Raw genomic sequence first — 19,295 nt, 5'->3', positions numbered from 1 at the left:
GGGCTGTATCATGACAAACTATTACGACGAACTGGAAACCCAGGATCCCCGGACACGACAGCAGTCGCTGATCAAGGCCGTCGCCGCCCAGGTTGCCCACGCCAAAGCCGAGGCTCCGGCCTACGGCAGGATTCTGGCCGATATTGACCCGGCCGATATAACCTCCACAGAGGCGATAGCCCGGCTGCCACTCACCCGTAAGTCGGCATTGATCGAACTGCAGCAGAGTTCCCACCCCTTTGGTGGCATGGCCGCTGTCAAGTCACCCCAGCTTGCCTATGTGTTCGCCTCGCCCGGCCCGATCTACGAACCGGGCTCAAAGCGCCAGGACTTCTGGCGTTTCGCACGAGCCCTGTTTGCTGCCGGCTTCAGAACGGAAGAGCTGATTCATAACTGTTTTTCCTACCATTTCGTACCGGCCGGTGCCATGCTCGATAGCGGCGCACACGCCCTGGGCTGTTCGGTCATTCCTGCCGGTGTTGGCCAGACCGAACTTCAGGTGCAGACCATCGTCGATCTCAGACCGGACGGCTACGTGGGCACCCCCTCTTTCCTCAAAATCATTCTGGAAAAAGCGGATGAGACGGGCGCAGATGTCAGCAGTTTGAAAAAAGCGCTGGTCTCGGGCGAGGCGCTCCCTCCCCCCTTGCGTGATGGATTCAAAAAAAGAGGCATACAGGTCCTGCAGTGCTACGCCACAGCCGATCTCGGTGTTATCGCCTATGAAACCGCAGCGATGGAAGGACTGGTGATTGATGAAGGGGTGTATGTTGAAATTGTCCGTCCCGGCACCGGTGAACCGGTCGCCGATGGCGAGGTGGGCGAAGTGGTAGTAACCAGCCTCAATCCGGACTACCCGCTGATCCGCTTTGCAACCGGTGATCTCTCAGCCATCATGCCGGGAATCAGTCCCTGTGGCCGCACAAACCGCCGCATCAAGGGCTGGATGGGACGTGCCGACCAGACTGCCAAGGTACGGGGCATGTTCATTCATCCGGAACAGGTGGCCCGGGTCATCAAACGGCACCCGGAGATCCACAAGGCACGGCTGGTAGTCGAGTGGATCAATGAGAGCGATCAGATAACCCTGCAATACGAAGCGGAGACCGCATCACCTGAACTCGACAAGGCCATTGCCGAGAGTATCCGGGATATCTGCAAGGTCCGCGGCGAAACAGACCGCCTGCCCCGCAACTCCCTGCCCAATGACGGCAAGGTGATTGACGATATCCGCAAGTACGACTGATTTGATAGGCACCACTGCGCCTGGCACATTCTGTTGCTGTGACCATCAGGCTGGATAAGCAGACCGCCAGCTTGCGAACCGCATTATTCCAATAAAAATACAGGCTAAACTGTATTTTTCTGGCAAAATAGTCCGATGAAAAACCAAAGCTTTCTTGCCGGCTATCGAGTACTGGACCTGTCCCAGTATATTCCCGGCCCCTTTGCCACCCGGATGCTTTCCGATCTGGGTGCCGATGTGATCAAGGTGGAGCCACCCCGTGGCGATCCCATGCGCAACTTCATGCTCTCGGACAACGCCACCCCTTCGGCGCTCTACCGGCACCTGAATCGCGGCAAACGGGTCGTCAGGCTGGATCTGAAATCAGACGCCGGAAAGACTGAGCTGAGCCGGCTACTGAAACAGGCCGATGTGCTGCTTGAATCCTTCCGGCCCGGGGTAATGGAGCGGCTCGGTTTTGACCGAACCCGGCTGGAGCTACTTAATCCGCAGCTCATCCATTGCGCCCTCTCCGGATTCGGCCAGAATGGTCCTTACCGTGATCACGCCGGACACGACCTGACCTACTGCGCTGCCAGCGGCGCATTGAGTGCCACCGGCACCCTCTCCCAGCCGATGATTATCTTTCCGCCCCTGGCGGATCATGCCGGGGCCATGCAGGCGGTAACCGCTATCCAGTCGGCCCTGCTGGGCCGGGTGAAAAGCGGTAAGGGAGCATTCATTGATATCAGCCTGTTCGACTCGGCCATGGCCTGGCAATACCTGGGCCTGAGCGAAGCGAAAGAGAACGCCGGACTGCAGCGTGAGCAACTCCTGCTGAATGGCGGCGCGGCCTGCTACAACATCTATGAAACGGCGGACAACCAGTTTCTCGCCCTGGCGCCGCTGGAGGCTAAATTCTGGCGCGCCTTCTGCGAGGCGGTGGACAGGCATGCCTGGATACCACGACAGCTTGAAAACATGCCCCAGACCGCCCTAATTCAGGAGCTGCGCGAACTGTTCCTCTCCCAACCGCTGGAACACTGGCAGCATCTCCTGGGTGATGTGGACTGCTGCTTTGAGACCATCCCCACCCTGGATCAGGCCAAGAACCATCCGCAGGTGGAGGCCCGGGGTCTACTGAACAATTGGGAACCGGCCTATCCAGCCTGGATCAATGGCGCGCCCTGTCGATTACCAAACCGGCTGATCGAGATTGGGGATGGAGAGAGTGTGGAGTGGCTGGCCGAAGAGCCCTGAGTAGCGCATTCCACATTGCAGGAGCGGCTTCAGCTGCGAATGGCGATTGATTTGGCGCCCCTGTCGCGGCTGAAGCCGCTCCTACGGTTGATAGTTAGCCGGTCGGGGTAAGTCACGACCCCCAACGTCACCACCGTTAACCAATCCGAATCTCCGGCAAGACCGGTTTCTCCAGCCGTACCTTCCATTCCGGCGCAATCACCCGGGCATCACCCTTGGCCACCAGTACACCGTCCTGGTTGTGCACCTGACAATCCAGGGAGACATGGCGTTTGGCGTCATCCAGCTTGCCGGTCACGGTCAGTTGCACGGTGATTTCGTCACCGGGCCTGACCGGGCGGCGAAACTGCAGGTTCTGCTCCAGATAGATGGTTCCGGGCCCGGGAAGCACCGTGGCCACGGCAGCGGAGATCACCGAACCGGTCCACATGCCATGGGCGATACGGCCTTTAAACGGGGTATCCCGGGCAAACGCCTCATCCAGATGTACCGGGTTGACGTCTCCAGAGATGCGGGCGAACAGCACCAGATCATCCTCCGTCAGGGATTTGCTGAAACTGGCAGCCGTCCCAATCTCCAGCTCGCTATAGGGTATATTTTCCATTGTAGACATACGGGGCTCCCCGGTTCTGAAAAAAATATGCCGGGAAGGTTAAACCATTATTGTGGTTTTATATCCTGTGTCCCAGCTTGCGCAGATGCTGCCTGACGTTCTGCTCTGCCAATGGTATCAGCTTCTGATTAATGCCACGGTAGAGTCTTTTCACTATCTGATTCAGGTCATCTCCCTGTTCCAGCCGGGTGCGAATCTGAGCCTCCCGCTCCTGACGATGTTGCAGGGTCTTCTCCAGCAGATGGGTGCCACCAATGGGAATCCCGTGAGATGAGATGATGGCCCTGGGTTGCAGGTCAATAATCCGTTGCAGGGTGTCGAAGTAATCCTGCATATTCCCTTCCGGTTCGGGTATTACCACCGTCGCCAACGGCTGCACCAGGTCGGCCACAAAGAACCAGGACATATCGGTCGGCGCCAGGCCGATCATGCCATCATCGTGTCCCGGGAGTTCATAGCAGTGCACATCCCGACCCAACCACTGAGTCAGCCGGGTTCCCTCCTCTACGTGGACAATCTCGATCCCGTCCAGGTAGTCGGTGCCATTGCATGCCAGTAGACGCTCCCGGGTCTTGCGGGAGCAGAGCATGGGCAGACCAAGCTGACGGGCGATTTCGGGTGATCGCTCATGGTGATCCCGATGGTGGTGGGTGATCAGAATACCATCCACCGGATACCGTTCCAGGGTATTGAACATCCGATCCAGTATTTCGTCCGAAGCCGGGGCCGGATCCACCAGATAACGTGGTGCGGCGCCGTCACCAATAATCAGCGCATAAGTGTATTCGGCGGGTGGCAGCGTGTTTGACCGGGTTGGGATATACCCGAGGCCCCGTATCATTTCCAGATAGGCAAGTTCGCGGTTTTCATCATAATCAAGATTGAACGGCTCTATTACGCTGGTTGTCAGATCTTTCGCAAATGCGCGTGCTGTGCGCATGACCGGTATCACCATCAAACCTTCACCGGACTCATAGCGTGCCAGGAACGCCTCCCGGTGCAACCAGTCCGACCAGGCAATCTCATTGCTGTCGGGACGAAACGCCGGTTTGGATTTCAACACGATTTTGTAATAGTGGGCGTGAAAGCGGACATGTTCGAACGACGGGGTAATGGCAATGCCCATCAGTTCGATCCGTTCCACCTGGTCCTGCTCAAGAGCCTGCTGCAGATCGAAACCCAGTTCCTCGTCCAGCTCCCGGATCAGAGCCCGAATGCGCTCCGGCTTAAACTCGGTAATCTGTGGATGGCTGTAGTCATATCCGGCATCCTCGTCATCCACCTTGCCACCGGGAAAAGCATAATAACCGGGAAAGGCGCGCAGGTAGTCCTGGCGTTTGATCACAAACACCTCTTCACCATGTACAAGTACGGCAGTTACAGCATCACGCATTACACATTCCCGGTCCAGATCTGTTTCAGATGATACCATAGGGACCGGTCACCGGGAGCAATAGCACATTATCCCAGTGGTATTCACGCCTGAGTGGTCCAGGTCAAACCACATAGGCGCAGGGGAAATATTCCAGAATGGACTGGCATAACTCCATGCCCGGCAGACCAAATGCCATCCACTAGGGCTTTGCCGGTAACCAGCCACCGGTCGCCTGAAGCGGGCGCAGACGGTCCGGCTCACTAACCCAGGCAACCAGTGCATGACGCTTGGCATCGGTCGGCCTGATCTCCGGCAGTTGCATCTGCCAGTTCAAATCCGCTGCGTCGCTTGCACTCATACCCACCACGACAAACTCGTGCGCCAGTTGACGTCCGCGATTTTCACCCGCCGCTATTTCGCTGGTCAGGCCAAAGGCCAGGATTGCCAGATGCAGGCGCATCTCGCCCGCCGGTTTCCTGGTCGACGCAAACCGGACCGTTACATGGTTACCGGTGACCTCCAGTGTCAATGCACCAGGCGTTTCATCCGCCACGCCGGGACGCTGGCGAGACCAGCTCCGCCACTCCTCACCATTGAGCAGCACACCCGGCGTATAGACCGTGCGGATACCCCCCTCCTGCTGATAGCGATACTGGCGGTCGGAAAAGCGCGATTGGGCAAAACGGTCCTTCCAGCCGATGTAGTCCCAGTAATCCACATGAAACGCCACCGGGATCACCCGATGCCAGAGATCTTCATCCTTAAGGAATCCGTTCAGCCAGGCCTCCGCCGGCGGACAACTGCTGCACCCTTCCGAGGTGTAGAGTTCAACCAGGGTTACCCGCTGCTCACCACTGGATATCTGCAAGGTTGCCGCAGACAGGTTGGCGCCGGCCAGCACCAACAGTGCGAGCATCCAGGATACAGTCACTGTTTTTACAGTCATCATCGTTCCTCCTTGAGCAACCGGTGACGACGCTGCATCGGCAGCATGCGCCCTGACAGATCACTGAGCTTCGAGCGTATCCGGGGCGGCAGCCGGAACAGCATCAGCCCCAGGAACAGCGTCAGATAGAGTAGCGGTGACAGGGTGTCCGCCTTCACCAGCCAGAGATAGTGCAGCACCCCGCCCAGACCGCAGAGATACACCAGCCGATGCAGCCGTTTCCAGCGCCTGCCGCCCAGCAACCGGATGATCCGGTTGTGCGAAGTGGCCGCCAGTGGAATCAGCAGCAGGAAGGCGCTGAAACCCAGGGTGACATAGGGGCGTTTCACCACGTCTGCGAAAACTGCACCGATATCCAACCCATGGTCCAGCACGGCATAGGTGGCGAAATGGAGCAGCGCATAGAGAAAGCTGAAGAGCCCGGTCATGCGGCGCAGGCGAACAAAATCATTAATGCCTGTAACCCGGCAGAGCGGCGTAAGCGCCAGGGTGAGCAGCAGCAGACGCAACGCCCAGAGCCCGGTCTGGTGGGTAATGGTCTCCACCGGGTTGGCCCCCAGAGTATCGGCAAAGCCCCGCTGTACCAGCAGTGCCAACGGCAGCAGCAGCAGGAAAAACAGTGCCGGCTTGAGCAGCCGGGTTATGATCTGTACACGCGTCATCCAGGCCGTTCCCGATTAAAAATATTTTTTCAGATCCATGCCGCTATAAAGCGACGCCACCTGATCGGCATAGCCGTTGAACATCAGGGTCTCCTGCTTCAGCCAGTTGCCGATGCGCCGCTCCTTCTTCTGGCTCCAGCGCAGATGATCCACGTTCGGATTCACATTGGAGTAGAAACCGTATTCCGACGGCTGTACCTGGTTCCAGGTACAAACCGGCTGCTCCTCGGTGAAGCTGATACGGACAATTGACTTGATGCTTTTGAAGCCGTATTTCCACGGCACCACCAGGCGCAGCGGCGCACCGTTCTGGTTCGGCAGTTCGGCGCCGTACATGCCGACCGCCAGCATCGCCAGCGGATGCATCGCCTCGTCCATGCGCAGTCCTTCCCGGTAAGGCCACTCCAATACGCGCCGCTTCTGCCCTGGCATACGTTCCGGATCGTGCAGGGTATAAAAGGCCACATATTTGGCCCTGGAGGTAGGCTGGAAACGCTTCAGCGCATCCCCCAGGGAAAAACCGACCCAGGGGATCACCATCGACCATGCCTCAACACAACGCAGCCGGTAGATACGCTCCTCCAGCGTATGGGGACGCAGAAAATCCTCCAGATCATAGGTTCCCGGCTTTTCACAGGCCCCATCCACCACCACCGACCAGGGGCGGGGCACAAAGGCTTGGGCATGCTCCTTTGGATCACTCTTGCGGGTGCCGAATTCGTAGAAGTTGTTGTAGCTGCTGGCGTCATCGAAATCCGTCAGTTTCTCAGCGCTGCTGAAGGGACTCTGTATCCGGCCAGGAAACGGTTGACGGGTCGCTCCCTCGGCCCAGGAGTTTTTCACCCAGGGCAGTCCGGCCAGCGCGGAGGCAACACCAATGCCCAACAGACCGCTGTCACGGATGAACTGCCGTCGGTTCAGATAGATGGCCTGATCGGTAATCTCGGAAGGTTTGATAGTCTCGGGCTTTTTAATCAGCATATTGGTATTTCCGGTGATATTGCCTTTACATAAGTATGGGAGAGACTATGCAGAAAACAGCTCACCCAGACATCGTGCAAACATCACAATTTGATAACATTTGGCCCAGAAGGCCACTGCCGACTACCATCATACAGGGGTGACACCAGAGACGCCGGGATGGCGTACACTTCCCATATATCGGATAGCAACGGTTTTCAACATGACGACAATGCAGGCGCTGGTAAAAGCGGAAGCCAGGGAAGGGATCTGGCTGCGAGAGGTTCCCCGGCCGGGAATCGGCATCAACGATGTGCTGATCAGAATAAAACGCACCGCCATCTGCGGCACCGACATGCATATCTACAACTGGGACAGTTGGGCGCAGAAGACCATTCCGGTACCGATGGTGGTGGGCCATGAATTTGTCGGTGAAATTGTCGAAGTGGGCAGCAATGTGATTGATTTCAGCCCGGGTGAGATCGTCTCCGGGGAGGGTCATGTGGTGTGCGGACGCTGCCGCAACTGCATGGCCGGCCGGCGTCACCTCTGCGCCCACACCAGCGGCATCGGCGTCAACCGAACCGGCGCCTTCGCCGAGTACCTGGCACTGCCCATGTCCAACGTCTGGGAGCATCGCCCGGGCATCGACCTGGATGTGGCGGCCATCTTTGATCCCTTCGGTAATGCGGTACACACCGCCCTGCAGTTCGATCTGCTGGGGGAGGATGTGCTGATTACCGGTGCCGGGCCGATTGGCGCCATGGCCGCGGCGGTCTGCAAGCATGCCGGGGCCCGGCATGTGGTGATTACCGACGTCAATCCCTGGCGATTGGAGCTGGCTCAACGGCTGGGCGCGGATCGCACGGTGGATGTGCGCAAGGAGAGCCTGGAGGATGTGAAACGGGAGCTGCACATGACCGAGGGTTTCGATGTGGGGCTGGAGATGTCCGGCAATGCCGACGCTTTCAACCAGATGATCAGCCACATGTGCCATGGCGGCAAAATCGCCCTGCTCGGCATTGTCGGCGAAGAGACAAGGATCGACTGGAACACGGTGATCTTCAACATGCTCACCATCAAGGGAGTCTATGGCCGGGAGATGTACGAGACCTGGTACAAGATGTCGGTGCTGATCGAGGCAGGCCTGGATATCGCCCCCATCATCACCCACCACTACCACTATACCGAATTTCGGGCCGGCTTCGACGCCATGCTGTCGGGACAGGCCGGTAAAGTGATATTGAACTGGGAAGCGTAATGTACGGACAATTTCAGCAACATTTGCAGCAGCAGCTCGACGCGATCCATAAAGCCGGGCTGTATAAGGATGAACGGGTCATCTCCTCTCCACAGGGAACCCATGTCTCGGTAAACAGCGGCGCAGAGATCCTCAACCTCTGCGCCAACAACTATCTGGGACTCGCACAACATCCGGCCATCCGTAATGCAGCGGCGCGGGGACTGGAAACCTGGGGCTATGGACTCGCCTCTGTACGCTTCATCTGTGGCACCCAGGCCATCCACAAGACCCTGGAGACACGCCTCAGCCGGTTCCTCGGCATGCAGGACACCATCCTCTACCCCTCCTGCTTCGACGCCAACGGCGGCCTGTTCGAGACCCTGCTGGGAGATGAGGATGCAGTCATCTCCGACGAGCTCAACCATGCCTCCATTATCGACGGCATACGGCTCTGTCCCGCCCGGCGTTACCGTTATAAAAACAGTGACATGGCCGATCTGGAGCGGCAGCTGCGACAGGCGGATGCCGCCGGCGCCCGCTTCAAACTCATCACCACCGATGGCGTCTTCTCCATGGACGGCTATTACGCCCAGCTGGACCGGATTTGCGACCTGGCAGAGCAGTACAACGCACTGGTCCATTTCGATGACAGTCATGCCGTCGGTTTTGTGGGCGCAACCGGACGCGGCACCCATGAACATTGCGATTGCATGGATCGGGTGGATATCACCACCGGCACCCTGGGCAAGGCCCTCGGCGGGGCCAGCGGCGGCTACACCAGCGGCCGTCGGGAGATAGTGGAACTGCTGCGCCAGCGCTCACGCCCCTACCTCTTCTCCAATACCGTCGCGCCGCCGGTGGTGGCCGGTGCCATCGCCGCCCTTGATCTGCTGGAAGCTTCCGGTGAACTGCGTGAGCGGCTGGAGCAGAATACCCATCTGTTTCGCAACGGCCTGGAACAGGCCGGTTTCGACCTGTTGCCAGGCAGCCACCCGATTGTCCCGATCATGCTCTATGATGCGCCAAAAGCGGTTGAGTTTGCCCGACGCATGCTGGACCAGGGGATCTACGTCGTGGCCTTCTCCTATCCGGTGGTACCCCAAGGGCGGGCGCGTATCCGTACCCAGATCTCGGCGGCCCACACGCCTGAAGACCTGGCGTTCGCCATTGAGGCCTTCAGCCGGGTTAAGTGGGAAATGGGGATCTGATTGGCGACGATGTGTCGACACCGGGCGGATCACCCGGTGAGTGCCACATCCGTAACAGTCATGTCGCTGCGTATTCGGCCCACGGACAGGCCTCCTGCACCGCTAAAGATGGACTAGCCGGAGCCAGCGTGGAGTTGTCGGAGCAGTTCATAGGCCTCGCGGATCTCAATGAAGCGTTCCTGATCACCCCCCTTGTCGGGATGATGAAGGGCAATCATTTGACGGTATCTGCGCTGTATCGTGGACCATGACGGCGCTTCGCACCCGGCCAGTCCGAGCAGGGTCAACGCCTCGGCCTGACGATCCACCGCATAATAGCGCTCCCAGAAACCCTGCAACAGATCAGCCACATCGGATTCGGAAGTCCGGTGCAGGTTGTCCCACTCCAGATAGTAGCGACGCAGCGGCTCATCCCGGGCGATCTCTGCCGCATGCCTGTCGGTGCCCTCCCCGCTTTCCACAAACCGGATTAACAGGGGATCTATCAGCAGCAGAAGCCCCTCTTCCAGCAGTTTATCCTGCAATTGATAGAGCGCATTCATCACCAGAAAGTGTTTTTGAAACAGCGCCAGATCACCGCCTTGTGCCGTCCCGGAAAAGCATTCAGCCTGCTGCTGCAGCCGTTTAATCAACTCATGCTCGCTCAACCCCGAGGGTGACATTCGCAACAGTGAAAGGATGGGTGGAATCAGCGGGTTGTTATGCATGGCGTCATTATCCATACTTTCACTCCAGATCCCTACCTGATGCGGAAAATGCAACAATGTGCACCCTGGTTATCCTGTTTCAACCCGGACATCGCTGGCCCCTGATACTGGCCGGCAATCGCGACGAGATGCGCGACCGCCCTTCCTCGCCGCCCGGCCAGCACTGGCCGGCACAGCCGGAGGTGACGGCCGGCCTGGATCATCTGGGCGGCGGCACCTGGTTGGGCATGAACCGGCAAGCTGTGGTGGCTACGGTAATGAACCGAGAGGGGACCCTGGGACCGGCCAGGGATAAAAAGAGTCGCGGGGACCTGGTACTGCAGGCACTGCAACATCCCACGGCAGAGGCGGCACTGCATGCCGTGCTTGCCCTGCCGACCGGCGATTATCGTGCTTTCAACCTGTTTATTGGCGACAGAGAAAACGCTTACTGGCTACGCAACCGGGATGATGAGAGCGGACTGGAACATTTCACCATTCACCCGGGACTGCACATGCTCACCTCCCGGGAGCTGGATGACACCAGCCATCCGCGCATCCAGTTCTGGCTTCCACTGTTTCAGTCAGCCGCCCCCCCCGTGCCGGAACAGCAGACCTGGAACGAATGGATATCGCTGCTTGCGGGGCGAATGAATACCGATTTTGCCAATCCCCATGCCGCCATGAACATGGACTTGCCGATGGGATTCGCCACGGTCTCCTGTTCGCTGATCGCACTCCCCCGATCACCGGATCAGGATCGCCCCATCTGGCTCTATGCCGATGGTTCTCCGGACCGGGCGGAGTTCTCACCGGTCAGGATCGGTAGACCGGTGACTGAGTGACCGATGGTTCGATACATCATGGCAGGTGTAAATTTCCAGTCATGGGGGGTAATTTTCCAGAACCAAAGGTAAAATCGTCCGTATTGCAACAAGGTCAATAATTTTTTAATGGATGCAGCAGCAACCGGGGAGATGGGCATGCAGCATGACAGGCAACGTAATCCAGGGTGGATCAGACTGATCTTTATCTGCCTGCTGTTATCCGCCGGCAGCGTTTCCGCCCAGGATTGGGTCTATACCGTGGTGCCGGGGGATAACCTGTGGAACTTCTGCCAGAAGTACCTGTACAAGGTCGGCTACTGGAAACAGATCCAGCAGATCAACAACATCAAGAATCCCAAGCGCATGCAACCCGGCACCCGGGTCAAGGTCCCAATGAAGTGGATCAGGGTGAACGCCGCGCATGCCGAGGTCGTTGCGGTACGAGGAGAAGCGATACTGATCAAGCCGGACGGAACCCGCCAAAATGACATCACACCCGGCACCCGCATCACCCTGGGGGACCGGCTCGAGACGGGACCGGAGAGCAATGTCGCGGTCCGTTTTGCCGACCAGTCGCTGATTACCCTGCACGCGGAGAGCAATATCCGCTTCGATCACCTCTCGGCCTATGGCGACACCGGCATGGTGGACTCACGCCTGCATCTGATTGACGGCCGGAGCGATACCCGCATTACCCCGGCCAGCGGACCGGGCAGCCGGTTCGAGATCCACACGCCCTCTGCCATCAGCGCGGTGCGTGGTACCGAATACCGGCTTTCCAACAGCCAGCAGGTCCAGGCTTCCACCTTTGAAGTGTTGAAGGGAAAGGTAGCTGTCTCGGGTGAACAGCAGACCAAGCTGTTGCCGGCCAGTTTCGGCACCCGGGTGGAGGCCGGCAAACCACCCCTGCCGCCGCGCAAACTGCTCCCTCCCCCGACCATCGACGAACTGCCGGCAAAGATTGAACAGCTGAACTGGCCGATCACCTGGCAGGCCCTGGATAACGCCGCGGGTTATCGGGCGGAAATATCACAACAGGCGGATTTCATCTCGCCACTCTGGCAACAGCAGGTAACGGCCGCACGCGTCCCCCTGCCCGATCTGCCGGATGGGCGCTACTATTTCCGGCTCCGGGGCATTGATGATATCGGCCTTGAAGGGATCAACCAGGTTCAACAGTTCAATCTGGATGCCCGGCCACAACCGCCGATCCCGCTGTCGCCAAACAGCGGCCAGCTATTCAGGGGAGAGCAGCCCGATCTGAAGTGGAGCGACTCCTCCGACGCCGTCGCATATCGTCTGCAGATTTCCGACACTCCGGCATTTGACCATCTGCTGATCGACCGGGAGAACATTACCAGCACGGTTTTTGATACAGCTGAGTTCAAGGCGCCAGGCCAATACTACTGGCGCCTGTTTTCAATCGGCACCGATCAGGAACAGGGGCCCGTCAGCGACAGCAGGAGCTGGGAGATCAAGCTGATACCCGACAAGCCTGAAACCAGCCTGGCCATTTCTGAATCGGGCATCACCACCTCCTGGCGTCCGGGGATTGCCGGCCAGAGTTACCAGGTTCAACTGGCGACGGATGCCGATTTCACGACGCTGCTACAGGAAGCTTCATTGCAGGAGCCGCAATTCATATTGCAACCGGTATCAGGGCAGGTGCGCTACTTCCGGGTGCGCTACGTGGAGCCGGACGGATTTGAGGGGCCCTGGGGGGCGACACAACGGATTGATCCGACACCGGACAACAGTTGGATCTACACCATCCTGACCGGGGTTCTGGGTCTCCTGTTGATCTGATGCCGGCGACTATAATCTAACTGCCCCGGCAACTCCCTCGAGAGCTCCCGCCGGAAACTGGAGAAGTGACAATTCGCATGAACTGCGTCATAACCGCATGGGCCAGCCACGAAGCTGAGCTCCGACACTATCTGCGCAGACAATTGCAGGATTCGGCCTTGGCCGAGGATCTGTTGCAGGATACGTTCCTCAAGGCACTGGCAGAGGGTAGCCGTTTCTGCCAACTGGAGAACAGGCGTGCCTGGCTGTTCCGGGTGGCAAAAAACCGCCTGATCGACTACCACCGCACCCACAAGGCACACGAAACCATTGTCGGTGATCTGCCGGAATCACCTGCCAATGAAGCACCGGTGGTGGATGATCTCAGCCAGTGCCTGCCACGTGCGCTCACCGAGTTGTCGCCGGCGGACAGTGAAGTGATCAGGTTGTGCGATATAGAAGGCATCAGCCAGGCCGAATATGCCCGACTGAAGGGCCTCTCACCCGCCGGGGCCAAGTCCCGCATCCAGCGGGCGCGAAAACGTCTCAAATTACACTTGAAAGCTGCCTGTCAGGTTCGCTACGACGAGAACGGCAAGGTTTGCTGCTTCACCCCGCGCCCACCCGACTCCACGCCAAAGCCATAACCCCGCGTCTCCCCGCAAGCGGCTTGAATCCGGCCTCCTGCTTTGCCTTACCTCCTCCATCCGTGGAGTCGTGTGCTTCGCGGTACAGGATCCTCCCCGGGTGGATAGTAAAAAAAACTGCATCCTTCTGCCGCTGCCATCGTCTTCAGGCTAAAGACCACTGTGGTGACAATACTGTCTGGAGACCTTGCTAGTGAACGATACAGTCCAGGAAACACTCCGTAAAAGCCCATTATCCAGAACTTTTTTCTGGCTGACGGGGCTGGCGGTTACCGTGCCGCTCTGGTTTCTGGTCTATTTCCACCTCACCGACTTCGCCGATTTCATCCTCTCCCTGACCGGCTATACACGCAGCAGCCATCTCGGTGAGGCGATCCATTTCTTCTTCTATGACACCCCCAAGGTACTGTTGCTGCTGATCGGTATTGTCTTCCTTATGGGCATCATCCAGACTTTTTTCGCCCCCGAGCGGACCCGTGCGCTGCTGGCGGGCAGGCGTCTTGGGCTGGGCAATACGCTGGCGGCACTACTCGGTATCGTCACCCCGTTTTGCTCCTGTTCGGCGGTACCACTGTTCATCGGTTTTCTCTCTGCCGGCGTACCACTGGGTATCACCTTCTCATTCCTGATTGCGGCACCCATGGTCAATGAGATTGCCCTGGCACTGCTGCTGGGCCTGTTTGGCTGGCAAGTCGCCGCGCTCTATCTCGGCCTGGGACTGGCAGTGGCGATCTTTGCCGGGCTGCTGATCGGCAGGTTGGGCATGGAGCGATACCTGCAGGATTGGGTGCGGGATATTCAGGCCGGTAACAACGTGCCGGTTAACACCGCCGGCATGCGCTGGGAGGCTCGATTCCAGGCCGGCTGGCAGCATGTCAAAGAGATTGTGGGCAAGGTCTGGCCCTATATCCTGATCGGTATCGCGGTCGGCGCGGCAATCCACGGCTACGTGCCGGAGGATTTCATGGCGACATTCATGGGCAAGGAGGCCTGGTGGTCGGTGCCCGCCGCCGTGGTCATGGGCGTGCCCATGTACACCAACGCCGCCGGTATCATCCCGGTGGTCGAGGCACTGATCGGCAAGGGCGCCGCCCTTGGGACTACCCTGGCCTTCATGATGAGCGTGATCGCCCTTTCGCTACCAGAGGTGCTGATCCTGCGCAAGGTGCTCAGGTTGCCACTGATCGCCACCTTCGTTGGCGTGGTCGCGTTTGGCATCCTGGTGGTCGGCTACCTGTTCAATCTGCTGATCTGACAAGGATCACTACGTTTCCGTTTAATTTTTCCATTAGGAGAATCTCAATGAAGACAATCAAAGTACTCGGCACCGGTTGTGCCAACTGCAAGACCACCCTCCGGTTGATTGAAGAGGCCGCCCAGGCTGCAGGGGTGGAGGTCACCCTGGAGAAGGTGGAGGAACTCAGTGAGATCATGAAATACGGCGTCATGAGCACGCCGGGCGTGGTGCTGGATGGCCAGGTGGTGCACGCCGGCGGTATCCCGTCGAAGGGGGCAATCGACGGCTGGCTGGCTGACAACCGCTGATGCGGATTGACCTAGCGCAGTCACGGGCCGATTAGTCTCAATCCACCGACAAACCGAAGCCAGCGGAACTATAGTTAAATCAGAAAGGAGGTCTTCGCCTCCTGGAGAGTTATCGTGACAGGTGTGATTAAGGACCAGACGGACTGCACGACGATACGGCTCGTCGCCAGCTATTTTTCACCCTTTGCACTTCCCCGCATGGCTCCCGGGAAGCATGCCAGCCGGGGCGAACGGGAGCGGGTTCATCGGATTAACATGCTCAACCTGCAGCCCTTCATGCGACGCTACATATTCCGCTCGGGTCAACTGGTGGTGGGGTGCTTCATCGCCTCTCTGCTGTTCGCCAGCCTGCTGCCGTTTCCACCGCTGGCCATCGCCGCCAGTATTGGCGTCATCCTCGCGGTTCTGCACACGGTCCTGCTGATCTTTATGCAGCAATGGGTAAACCAAGTCGCTGCCCGTGAGGGGCCAAATAACGACCAGACCGAACGCTAGGAGTCCGTCGGACTTAACACTGATCTACTGCGGAAAAGCCGGACAAACTACCGGGACGGGTCAACCGAAGGAAGACCTGTCCTGCTTTTTCGAGTCCGACCACTGCTTCAGGGCACAACCGGCTAGAATGGCGCATGTTTGGGTGTGCGGGGGAACGGAATGGCATCACGGATATTCTCCATCCCGGTCACGTAGTTCACTACTCGCTCAAAACCCATACCGAAACCGGCATGCGGGACAGTCCCGTAACGGCGCAAGTCCCGATACCAGCTCATATCCCCCTGGATGCCAAGTTGGGTGATTCGCCGGTCCAGTACATCCAACCGCTCCTCACGCTGACTGCCGCCAATAATTTCACCAATACCAGGCACCAATACATCCATGGCCGCCACCGTTTTCCCATCATCATTGAGCCGCATGTAAAAGGCCTTGATGGATGCCGGATAGTTCATCAGGATTACCGGACGCCCGACATGCTGTTCCGCCAGGTACTGTTCGTGTTCCGACTGAAGATCCAGCCCCCATTCGACCGGAAACACGAATGACTCTCCACAGCTGCGCAAGATATTGATCGCATCGGTGTATTCCATATATTCAAAATCACTTCGAATTACCGTCTCCAGCCGTTCAATCGCCTCCTTGTCGATCCGCTCGGCAAAGAAAGCCATATCGTCCTGCCGCTCGTCCAGCACCGCCGTGAAGATATATTTGAGGAAATCCTCGGCCAATCCGGCATTGTCGTTCAGATCGGCAAAGGCAACCTCCGGCTCGACCATCCAAAACTCGGCCAGGTGCCGGCTGGTATTGGAATTTTCCGCACGGAAGGTGGGGCCGAAAGTGTAAACCTTGCTCAGCGCAAGTGCGTAGGCCTCCGCATTCAACTGACCAGAGACGGTCAGGAACGCCTCACGGCCGAAGAAATCACCTTCAAAGTCAATTGCACCACCCGCGGATCGCGGCAGGTTGTTCAAGTCCAGAGTACTGACCCGGAACAACTCACCGGCCCCTTCACAATCACTGGCGGTGATGATCGGGGTGTTGACCCAATGATATCCCCGTTCATGGAAATACCGATGGATCGCGCTTGAAAGGGTCGTGCGTACGCGTGAGATGGCGCCAAAAGCGTTGGTGCGGGGGCGAAGATGGGCCACCTGACGCAGGTATTCGAAGGTGTGGCGCTTCTTGGCAATGGGATAGGTATCTGGATCATCCACCCAACCGATAACTGACAGCGCGCTCGCCTGGATTTCACAGGATTGACCCTTGCCGGCCGACTCGCTCAGCAGCCCGCTGATTTCCACGGCGCAGCCAGTGGTGATTTTCAACACATCACTACTGTAATTTGGCAGGGAGCTGGGCACCACCGCCTGGATGGTATCGAAGCAGGAGCCGTCATAGACATTGATAAAAGAGATGCCGGCCTTGGAGTCCCGCCGGGAACGCACCCAGCCACGAACAGTTACTTCATTTCCGATGGCGGTGCCACCGGAGAGCAGGAATTTGATATCACGATTGTGCATGCTAATCATCCGAATGTTCTGGGCGTATTATCCCGAGAGACCTCAGCGGGGGCTGCCTGGCAAACGAACAAGCGCCTGGTGTACCACCGGTTCATCCAACCGGAGAGGATTCCGGAATTATACATGGTAGTTTGACGGGAGACATCGGTGGAAAAAAGGTCGGCAATTCAAACAGCAGACGATACGGTTCCGCTGGTATCAGGCATCCAGCTAGCGACCCGCTTCGGCAGGCTGTTCATTTGGCAGACGTTGATCATGCATCGCCTGCAACAGCTCCCGGGATTCATTCCGCAACTGTGAGGCCAACGCACTACTTCGAGGTCTTGTCAGAAGAAAGGAGTCCAGTGCACGCGCCGCCCTGGCGGCGTTTTGCCACTCGCCCGTCTGCGCATAATCGAGTGCAACCTTGGTGTAATATCGGCTGGCGGCGGTGAGCTGAAAGTCGATTAATTTTAACTGTAAGGCGGCTCGCTCGGAAACTGCCAACTTACGTCCGAAGGTCTGGCTATCCAGCAGCCCATAAATTTCGTTCAGACCGATGACATAGCGATTAAGCGAATCAACCGATGTGATGGCGGCAGAATTAACCGATGTGGATCCGTCCGGTTCTGTCCGGGCCCGTTCTTCCGCCTGCACAACCTGCTGACTGATGTGTGGTTTCCTGGGGAACACCTGGCGAATGGTAATATATCTGGCGAGGAGTTCATTGCGCAGTAATTTTCCAACACCGGAAGGCAGACCACCTCCCCGGCTCTTCTCCAGCGCCTCCTCGATCTGCTGAACACCGACCATCAAACGTTGCACCGCAAGACGCTTGGCGGCCATATACTGTTCATATTTTTGTGCCAGACTGCCAACCAGCAGCAACAGAAGCAGCAGCCCGCCAATTACCGCGAACAGGCGCAGATGATCAGGAATCAAATCCAACATCGTTGATACGCCAACAAAAATTACCGGCCACGTCCGGATGAAATTGCCAGGCGGTCAACCCGCCCTTCATCATCAGGGATGACCGCTCAGAATCTCCTGTAGTTTGGCCGCCAGCTCGACCGGCTGGAATTTCGGCACATAGGCATCGGCACCCACACCTTTTCCCAACTCCTGATTGGCATCCGCGGATAGTGACGAGTGCATGATGACCGGAATACCGGCCAGTCGTGGATCCTGCTTGATATTCTTGGTCAATACATAACCATCCATTTCAGGCATCTCCACATCGGTTAGAATCACCTGGACATAGTCACTCACGTTATGACCGGTCGCCTCTGCCCGGTCCGCCAGATCCTTGATCTTCTCCCACGCTTCGGAGCCGTTTGACGCACTCAGGTGTTTAACGCCGATATGGTTCAGGGTTCTGACAATCTGATCCCGGGCCACGGCGGAATCATCGGCAAAAAGTACCGTTACATCATCACGATCAAGCTTCTCGATACCTTCAAACAGCTCTTCACCTTCACCGAACCCTGAGGTCTTGGCCAGTACCATCTCGACATCCATGATCATCACGATGCGTTTGTCGGTCAACTCGGTCACAGCCGTCACCAGTCCACCGTGCTGCTGGGCCATCATGTTGGGTGGAACCTTCACATCCTCCCAGGCAAGCCGCACTATATTGTCCACCGAGTGCACCAGAAAGCCCTGCACATTCTTGTTATATTCCGTGACAATGAGAATACTGGGTTTTTGCTCGGAGTTGACTCCGCAGAATTTGGGCAGGTTAATGATCGGTATCATGCTGCCGCGCAGGCTGACCATTCCCTCCACCGAGGCGGGCATGTCCGGTGCACGTGTAATCTCCGGGATATGCATCACCTCCCGCACCTTGAAGACATTGACGCCGAAAGTCTCTTCTCTTCCAGTCACGGAGTCGCGACCCAAACTGAACAGCAGCACCTCCAGCCTGTTGGTGCCTGCCAATTGTGTGCGACTGTCTACAGAATCGATGAAATTTGCCATTACCTACCGCCAATCAATGGGTTGAAGTGCTTTGTTATGTTGTGCCTGAAGGGCCCGGTTCTAACTCCAGTTGAGTAAGATAGCGGCCGCTCAGAAGATTGCTTTAGTCAAATACATACCACGACAAATATTTCTTCTAATCAATTGTTTTGAATAACAATTAATCCTATATTCGAGGAATAAAAACTATCTGGATCACCTTTAAATTCGTATACATAAAGACAATCCATCTTATTTCATCGACACCTTGCATTGCGGGATAGAGGGTTGGCCAGGTTCAGTCATGAACATATCGACATTGGAGTTGGTGGACTATCTGGCCAACAATTGAGAACCAGTGCG

General features: G+C 57.5%; 19 protein-coding genes. 10 read left to right on the top strand and 9 right to left on the bottom strand.

Annotated elements, in window-relative coordinates; all coding sequences use genetic code 11:
• The first annotated feature begins 10 nt into the window (after window positions 1-10).
• Complete coding sequence (locus ACHZBF_RS07195; protein ID WP_321528062.1) at window positions 11-1,246, top strand: phenylacetate--CoA ligase family protein; 1,236 nt, start codon at window positions 11-13, stop codon at window positions 1,244-1,246.
• Window positions 1,247-1,381: 135 nt separating this feature from the next.
• Window positions 1,382-2,485, top strand: coding sequence for a CaiB/BaiF CoA transferase family protein (locus ACHZBF_RS07190; protein WP_029134000.1), 1,104 nt, complete (start codon window positions 1,382-1,384; stop codon window positions 2,483-2,485).
• Window positions 2,486-2,621: 136 nt separating this feature from the next.
• On the opposite strand, the gene ACHZBF_RS07185 is transcribed toward ACHZBF_RS07190, so the two are convergent.
• The 5 genes from ACHZBF_RS07185 to msrP form a co-directional block, all read right to left on the bottom strand.
• Window positions 2,622-3,098 (bottom strand): MaoC/PaaZ C-terminal domain-containing protein, encoded by a 477-nt coding sequence (locus ACHZBF_RS07185; RefSeq protein WP_321528061.1) that lies wholly within the window; start codon window positions 3,096-3,098, stop codon window positions 2,622-2,624.
• A gap of 58 nt (window positions 3,099-3,156) precedes the next feature.
• Window positions 3,157-4,491, bottom strand: coding sequence for an MBL fold metallo-hydrolase (locus ACHZBF_RS07180; RefSeq protein ID WP_321528060.1), 1,335 nt, complete (start codon window positions 4,489-4,491; stop codon window positions 3,157-3,159).
• A gap of 181 nt (window positions 4,492-4,672) precedes the next feature.
• The gene (locus ACHZBF_RS07175) at window positions 4,673-5,422 is read right to left on the bottom strand and encodes a DUF1223 domain-containing protein (protein WP_321528059.1); all 750 of its coding nucleotides are present in this window, start codon (window positions 5,420-5,422) and stop codon (window positions 4,673-4,675) included.
• The gene (locus ACHZBF_RS07170; protein ID WP_321528058.1) at window positions 5,419-6,081 is read right to left on the bottom strand and encodes a protein-methionine-sulfoxide reductase heme-binding subunit MsrQ; all 663 of its coding nucleotides are present in this window, start codon (window positions 6,079-6,081) and stop codon (window positions 5,419-5,421) included. The genes ACHZBF_RS07175 and ACHZBF_RS07170 overlap by 4 nt, the downstream gene beginning before the upstream one ends.
• Window positions 6,082-6,096: 15 nt before the next feature.
• On the bottom strand, window positions 6,097-7,062 hold the full coding sequence (gene msrP, locus ACHZBF_RS07165; RefSeq protein ID WP_029134004.1) for a protein-methionine-sulfoxide reductase catalytic subunit MsrP: 966 nt from the start codon (window positions 7,060-7,062) through the stop codon (window positions 6,097-6,099).
• A 202-nt stretch (window positions 7,063-7,264) separates the two neighbouring features.
• On the opposite strand from msrP, the gene tdh reads away from it, so the two are divergent.
• Window positions 7,265-8,302 carry an L-threonine 3-dehydrogenase gene (gene tdh, locus ACHZBF_RS07160; protein WP_462691996.1) on the top strand — a complete coding sequence of 346 codons (1,038 nt, stop codon included), beginning with the start codon at window positions 7,265-7,267 and terminating at the stop codon, window positions 8,300-8,302.
• The gene (gene kbl, locus ACHZBF_RS07155) at window positions 8,302-9,492 is read left to right on the top strand and encodes a glycine C-acetyltransferase (RefSeq protein ID WP_321528057.1); all 1,191 of its coding nucleotides are present in this window, start codon (window positions 8,302-8,304) and stop codon (window positions 9,490-9,492) included. Before tdh ends, kbl begins: the two co-directional genes overlap by 1 nt.
• A 113-nt stretch (window positions 9,493-9,605) precedes the next feature.
• On the opposite strand, the gene ACHZBF_RS07150 is transcribed toward kbl, so the two are convergent.
• Window positions 9,606-10,214 (bottom strand): DNA-J related domain-containing protein, encoded by a 609-nt coding sequence (locus ACHZBF_RS07150; protein WP_321528056.1) that lies wholly within the window; start codon window positions 10,212-10,214, stop codon window positions 9,606-9,608.
• Between the two features lie 41 nt (window positions 10,215-10,255).
• Here ACHZBF_RS07150 and ACHZBF_RS07145 point away from each other — a divergent pair, with 41 nt between their 5' ends.
• The 6 genes from ACHZBF_RS07145 to ACHZBF_RS07120 all read left to right on the top strand — a co-directional run bounded on the left by ACHZBF_RS07145 (window position 10,256) and on the right by ACHZBF_RS07120 (window position 15,477).
• Window positions 10,256-11,023 (top strand): NRDE family protein, encoded by a 768-nt coding sequence (locus ACHZBF_RS07145; RefSeq protein ID WP_321528055.1) that lies wholly within the window; start codon window positions 10,256-10,258, stop codon window positions 11,021-11,023.
• A 108-nt stretch (window positions 11,024-11,131) separates the two neighbouring features.
• Complete coding sequence (locus ACHZBF_RS07140) at window positions 11,132-12,811, top strand: FecR family protein (protein ID WP_321528054.1); 1,680 nt, start codon at window positions 11,132-11,134, stop codon at window positions 12,809-12,811.
• Between the two features lie 77 nt (window positions 12,812-12,888).
• Window positions 12,889-13,437: a sigma-70 family RNA polymerase sigma factor gene (locus ACHZBF_RS07135; protein WP_029134010.1), complete on the top strand. Its 549-nt coding sequence runs from the start codon at window positions 12,889-12,891 to the stop codon at window positions 13,435-13,437.
• Window positions 13,438-13,630: 193 nt separating this feature from the next.
• A complete protein-coding gene (locus ACHZBF_RS07130; RefSeq protein WP_335342956.1) occupies window positions 13,631-14,692 on the top strand; it encodes a permease in 1,062 nt (353 codons plus the stop codon).
• A 47-nt stretch (window positions 14,693-14,739) separates the two neighbouring features.
• Window positions 14,740-14,982: a thioredoxin family protein gene (locus ACHZBF_RS07125; RefSeq protein WP_029134012.1), complete on the top strand. Its 243-nt coding sequence runs from the start codon at window positions 14,740-14,742 to the stop codon at window positions 14,980-14,982.
• Between the two features lie 114 nt (window positions 14,983-15,096).
• On the top strand, window positions 15,097-15,477 hold the full coding sequence (locus ACHZBF_RS07120) for a hypothetical protein (RefSeq protein WP_321528053.1): 381 nt from the start codon (window positions 15,097-15,099) through the stop codon (window positions 15,475-15,477).
• Window positions 15,478-15,599: 122 nt separating this feature from the next.
• On the opposite strand, the gene asnS is transcribed toward ACHZBF_RS07120, so the two are convergent.
• From asnS to ACHZBF_RS07105, 3 genes are all read right to left on the bottom strand, one after another.
• Complete coding sequence (gene asnS / locus ACHZBF_RS07115; RefSeq protein WP_321528052.1) at window positions 15,600-16,997, bottom strand: asparagine--tRNA ligase; 1,398 nt, start codon at window positions 16,995-16,997, stop codon at window positions 15,600-15,602.
• 210 nt (window positions 16,998-17,207) lie between these two features.
• Window positions 17,208-17,927: a hypothetical protein gene (locus ACHZBF_RS07110; RefSeq protein WP_321528051.1), complete on the bottom strand. Its 720-nt coding sequence runs from the start codon at window positions 17,925-17,927 to the stop codon at window positions 17,208-17,210.
• Between the two features lie 72 nt (window positions 17,928-17,999).
• Window positions 18,000-18,953: a chemotaxis protein gene (locus tag ACHZBF_RS07105; RefSeq protein ID WP_321528050.1), complete on the bottom strand. Its 954-nt coding sequence runs from the start codon at window positions 18,951-18,953 to the stop codon at window positions 18,000-18,002.
• Between the last annotated feature and the right edge of the window lie 342 nt (window positions 18,954-19,295).

Origin of the sequence: Sedimenticola selenatireducens (genome assembly GCF_963675335.2) — a bacterium.
GTDB classification, from domain to species: domain Bacteria; phylum Pseudomonadota; class Gammaproteobacteria; order Chromatiales; family Chromatiaceae; genus Sedimenticola; species Sedimenticola selenatireducens.
The sequence above is the reverse complement of the archived record's forward strand: the minus strand, read 5'-3'. Positions and strand labels throughout refer to the sequence as shown.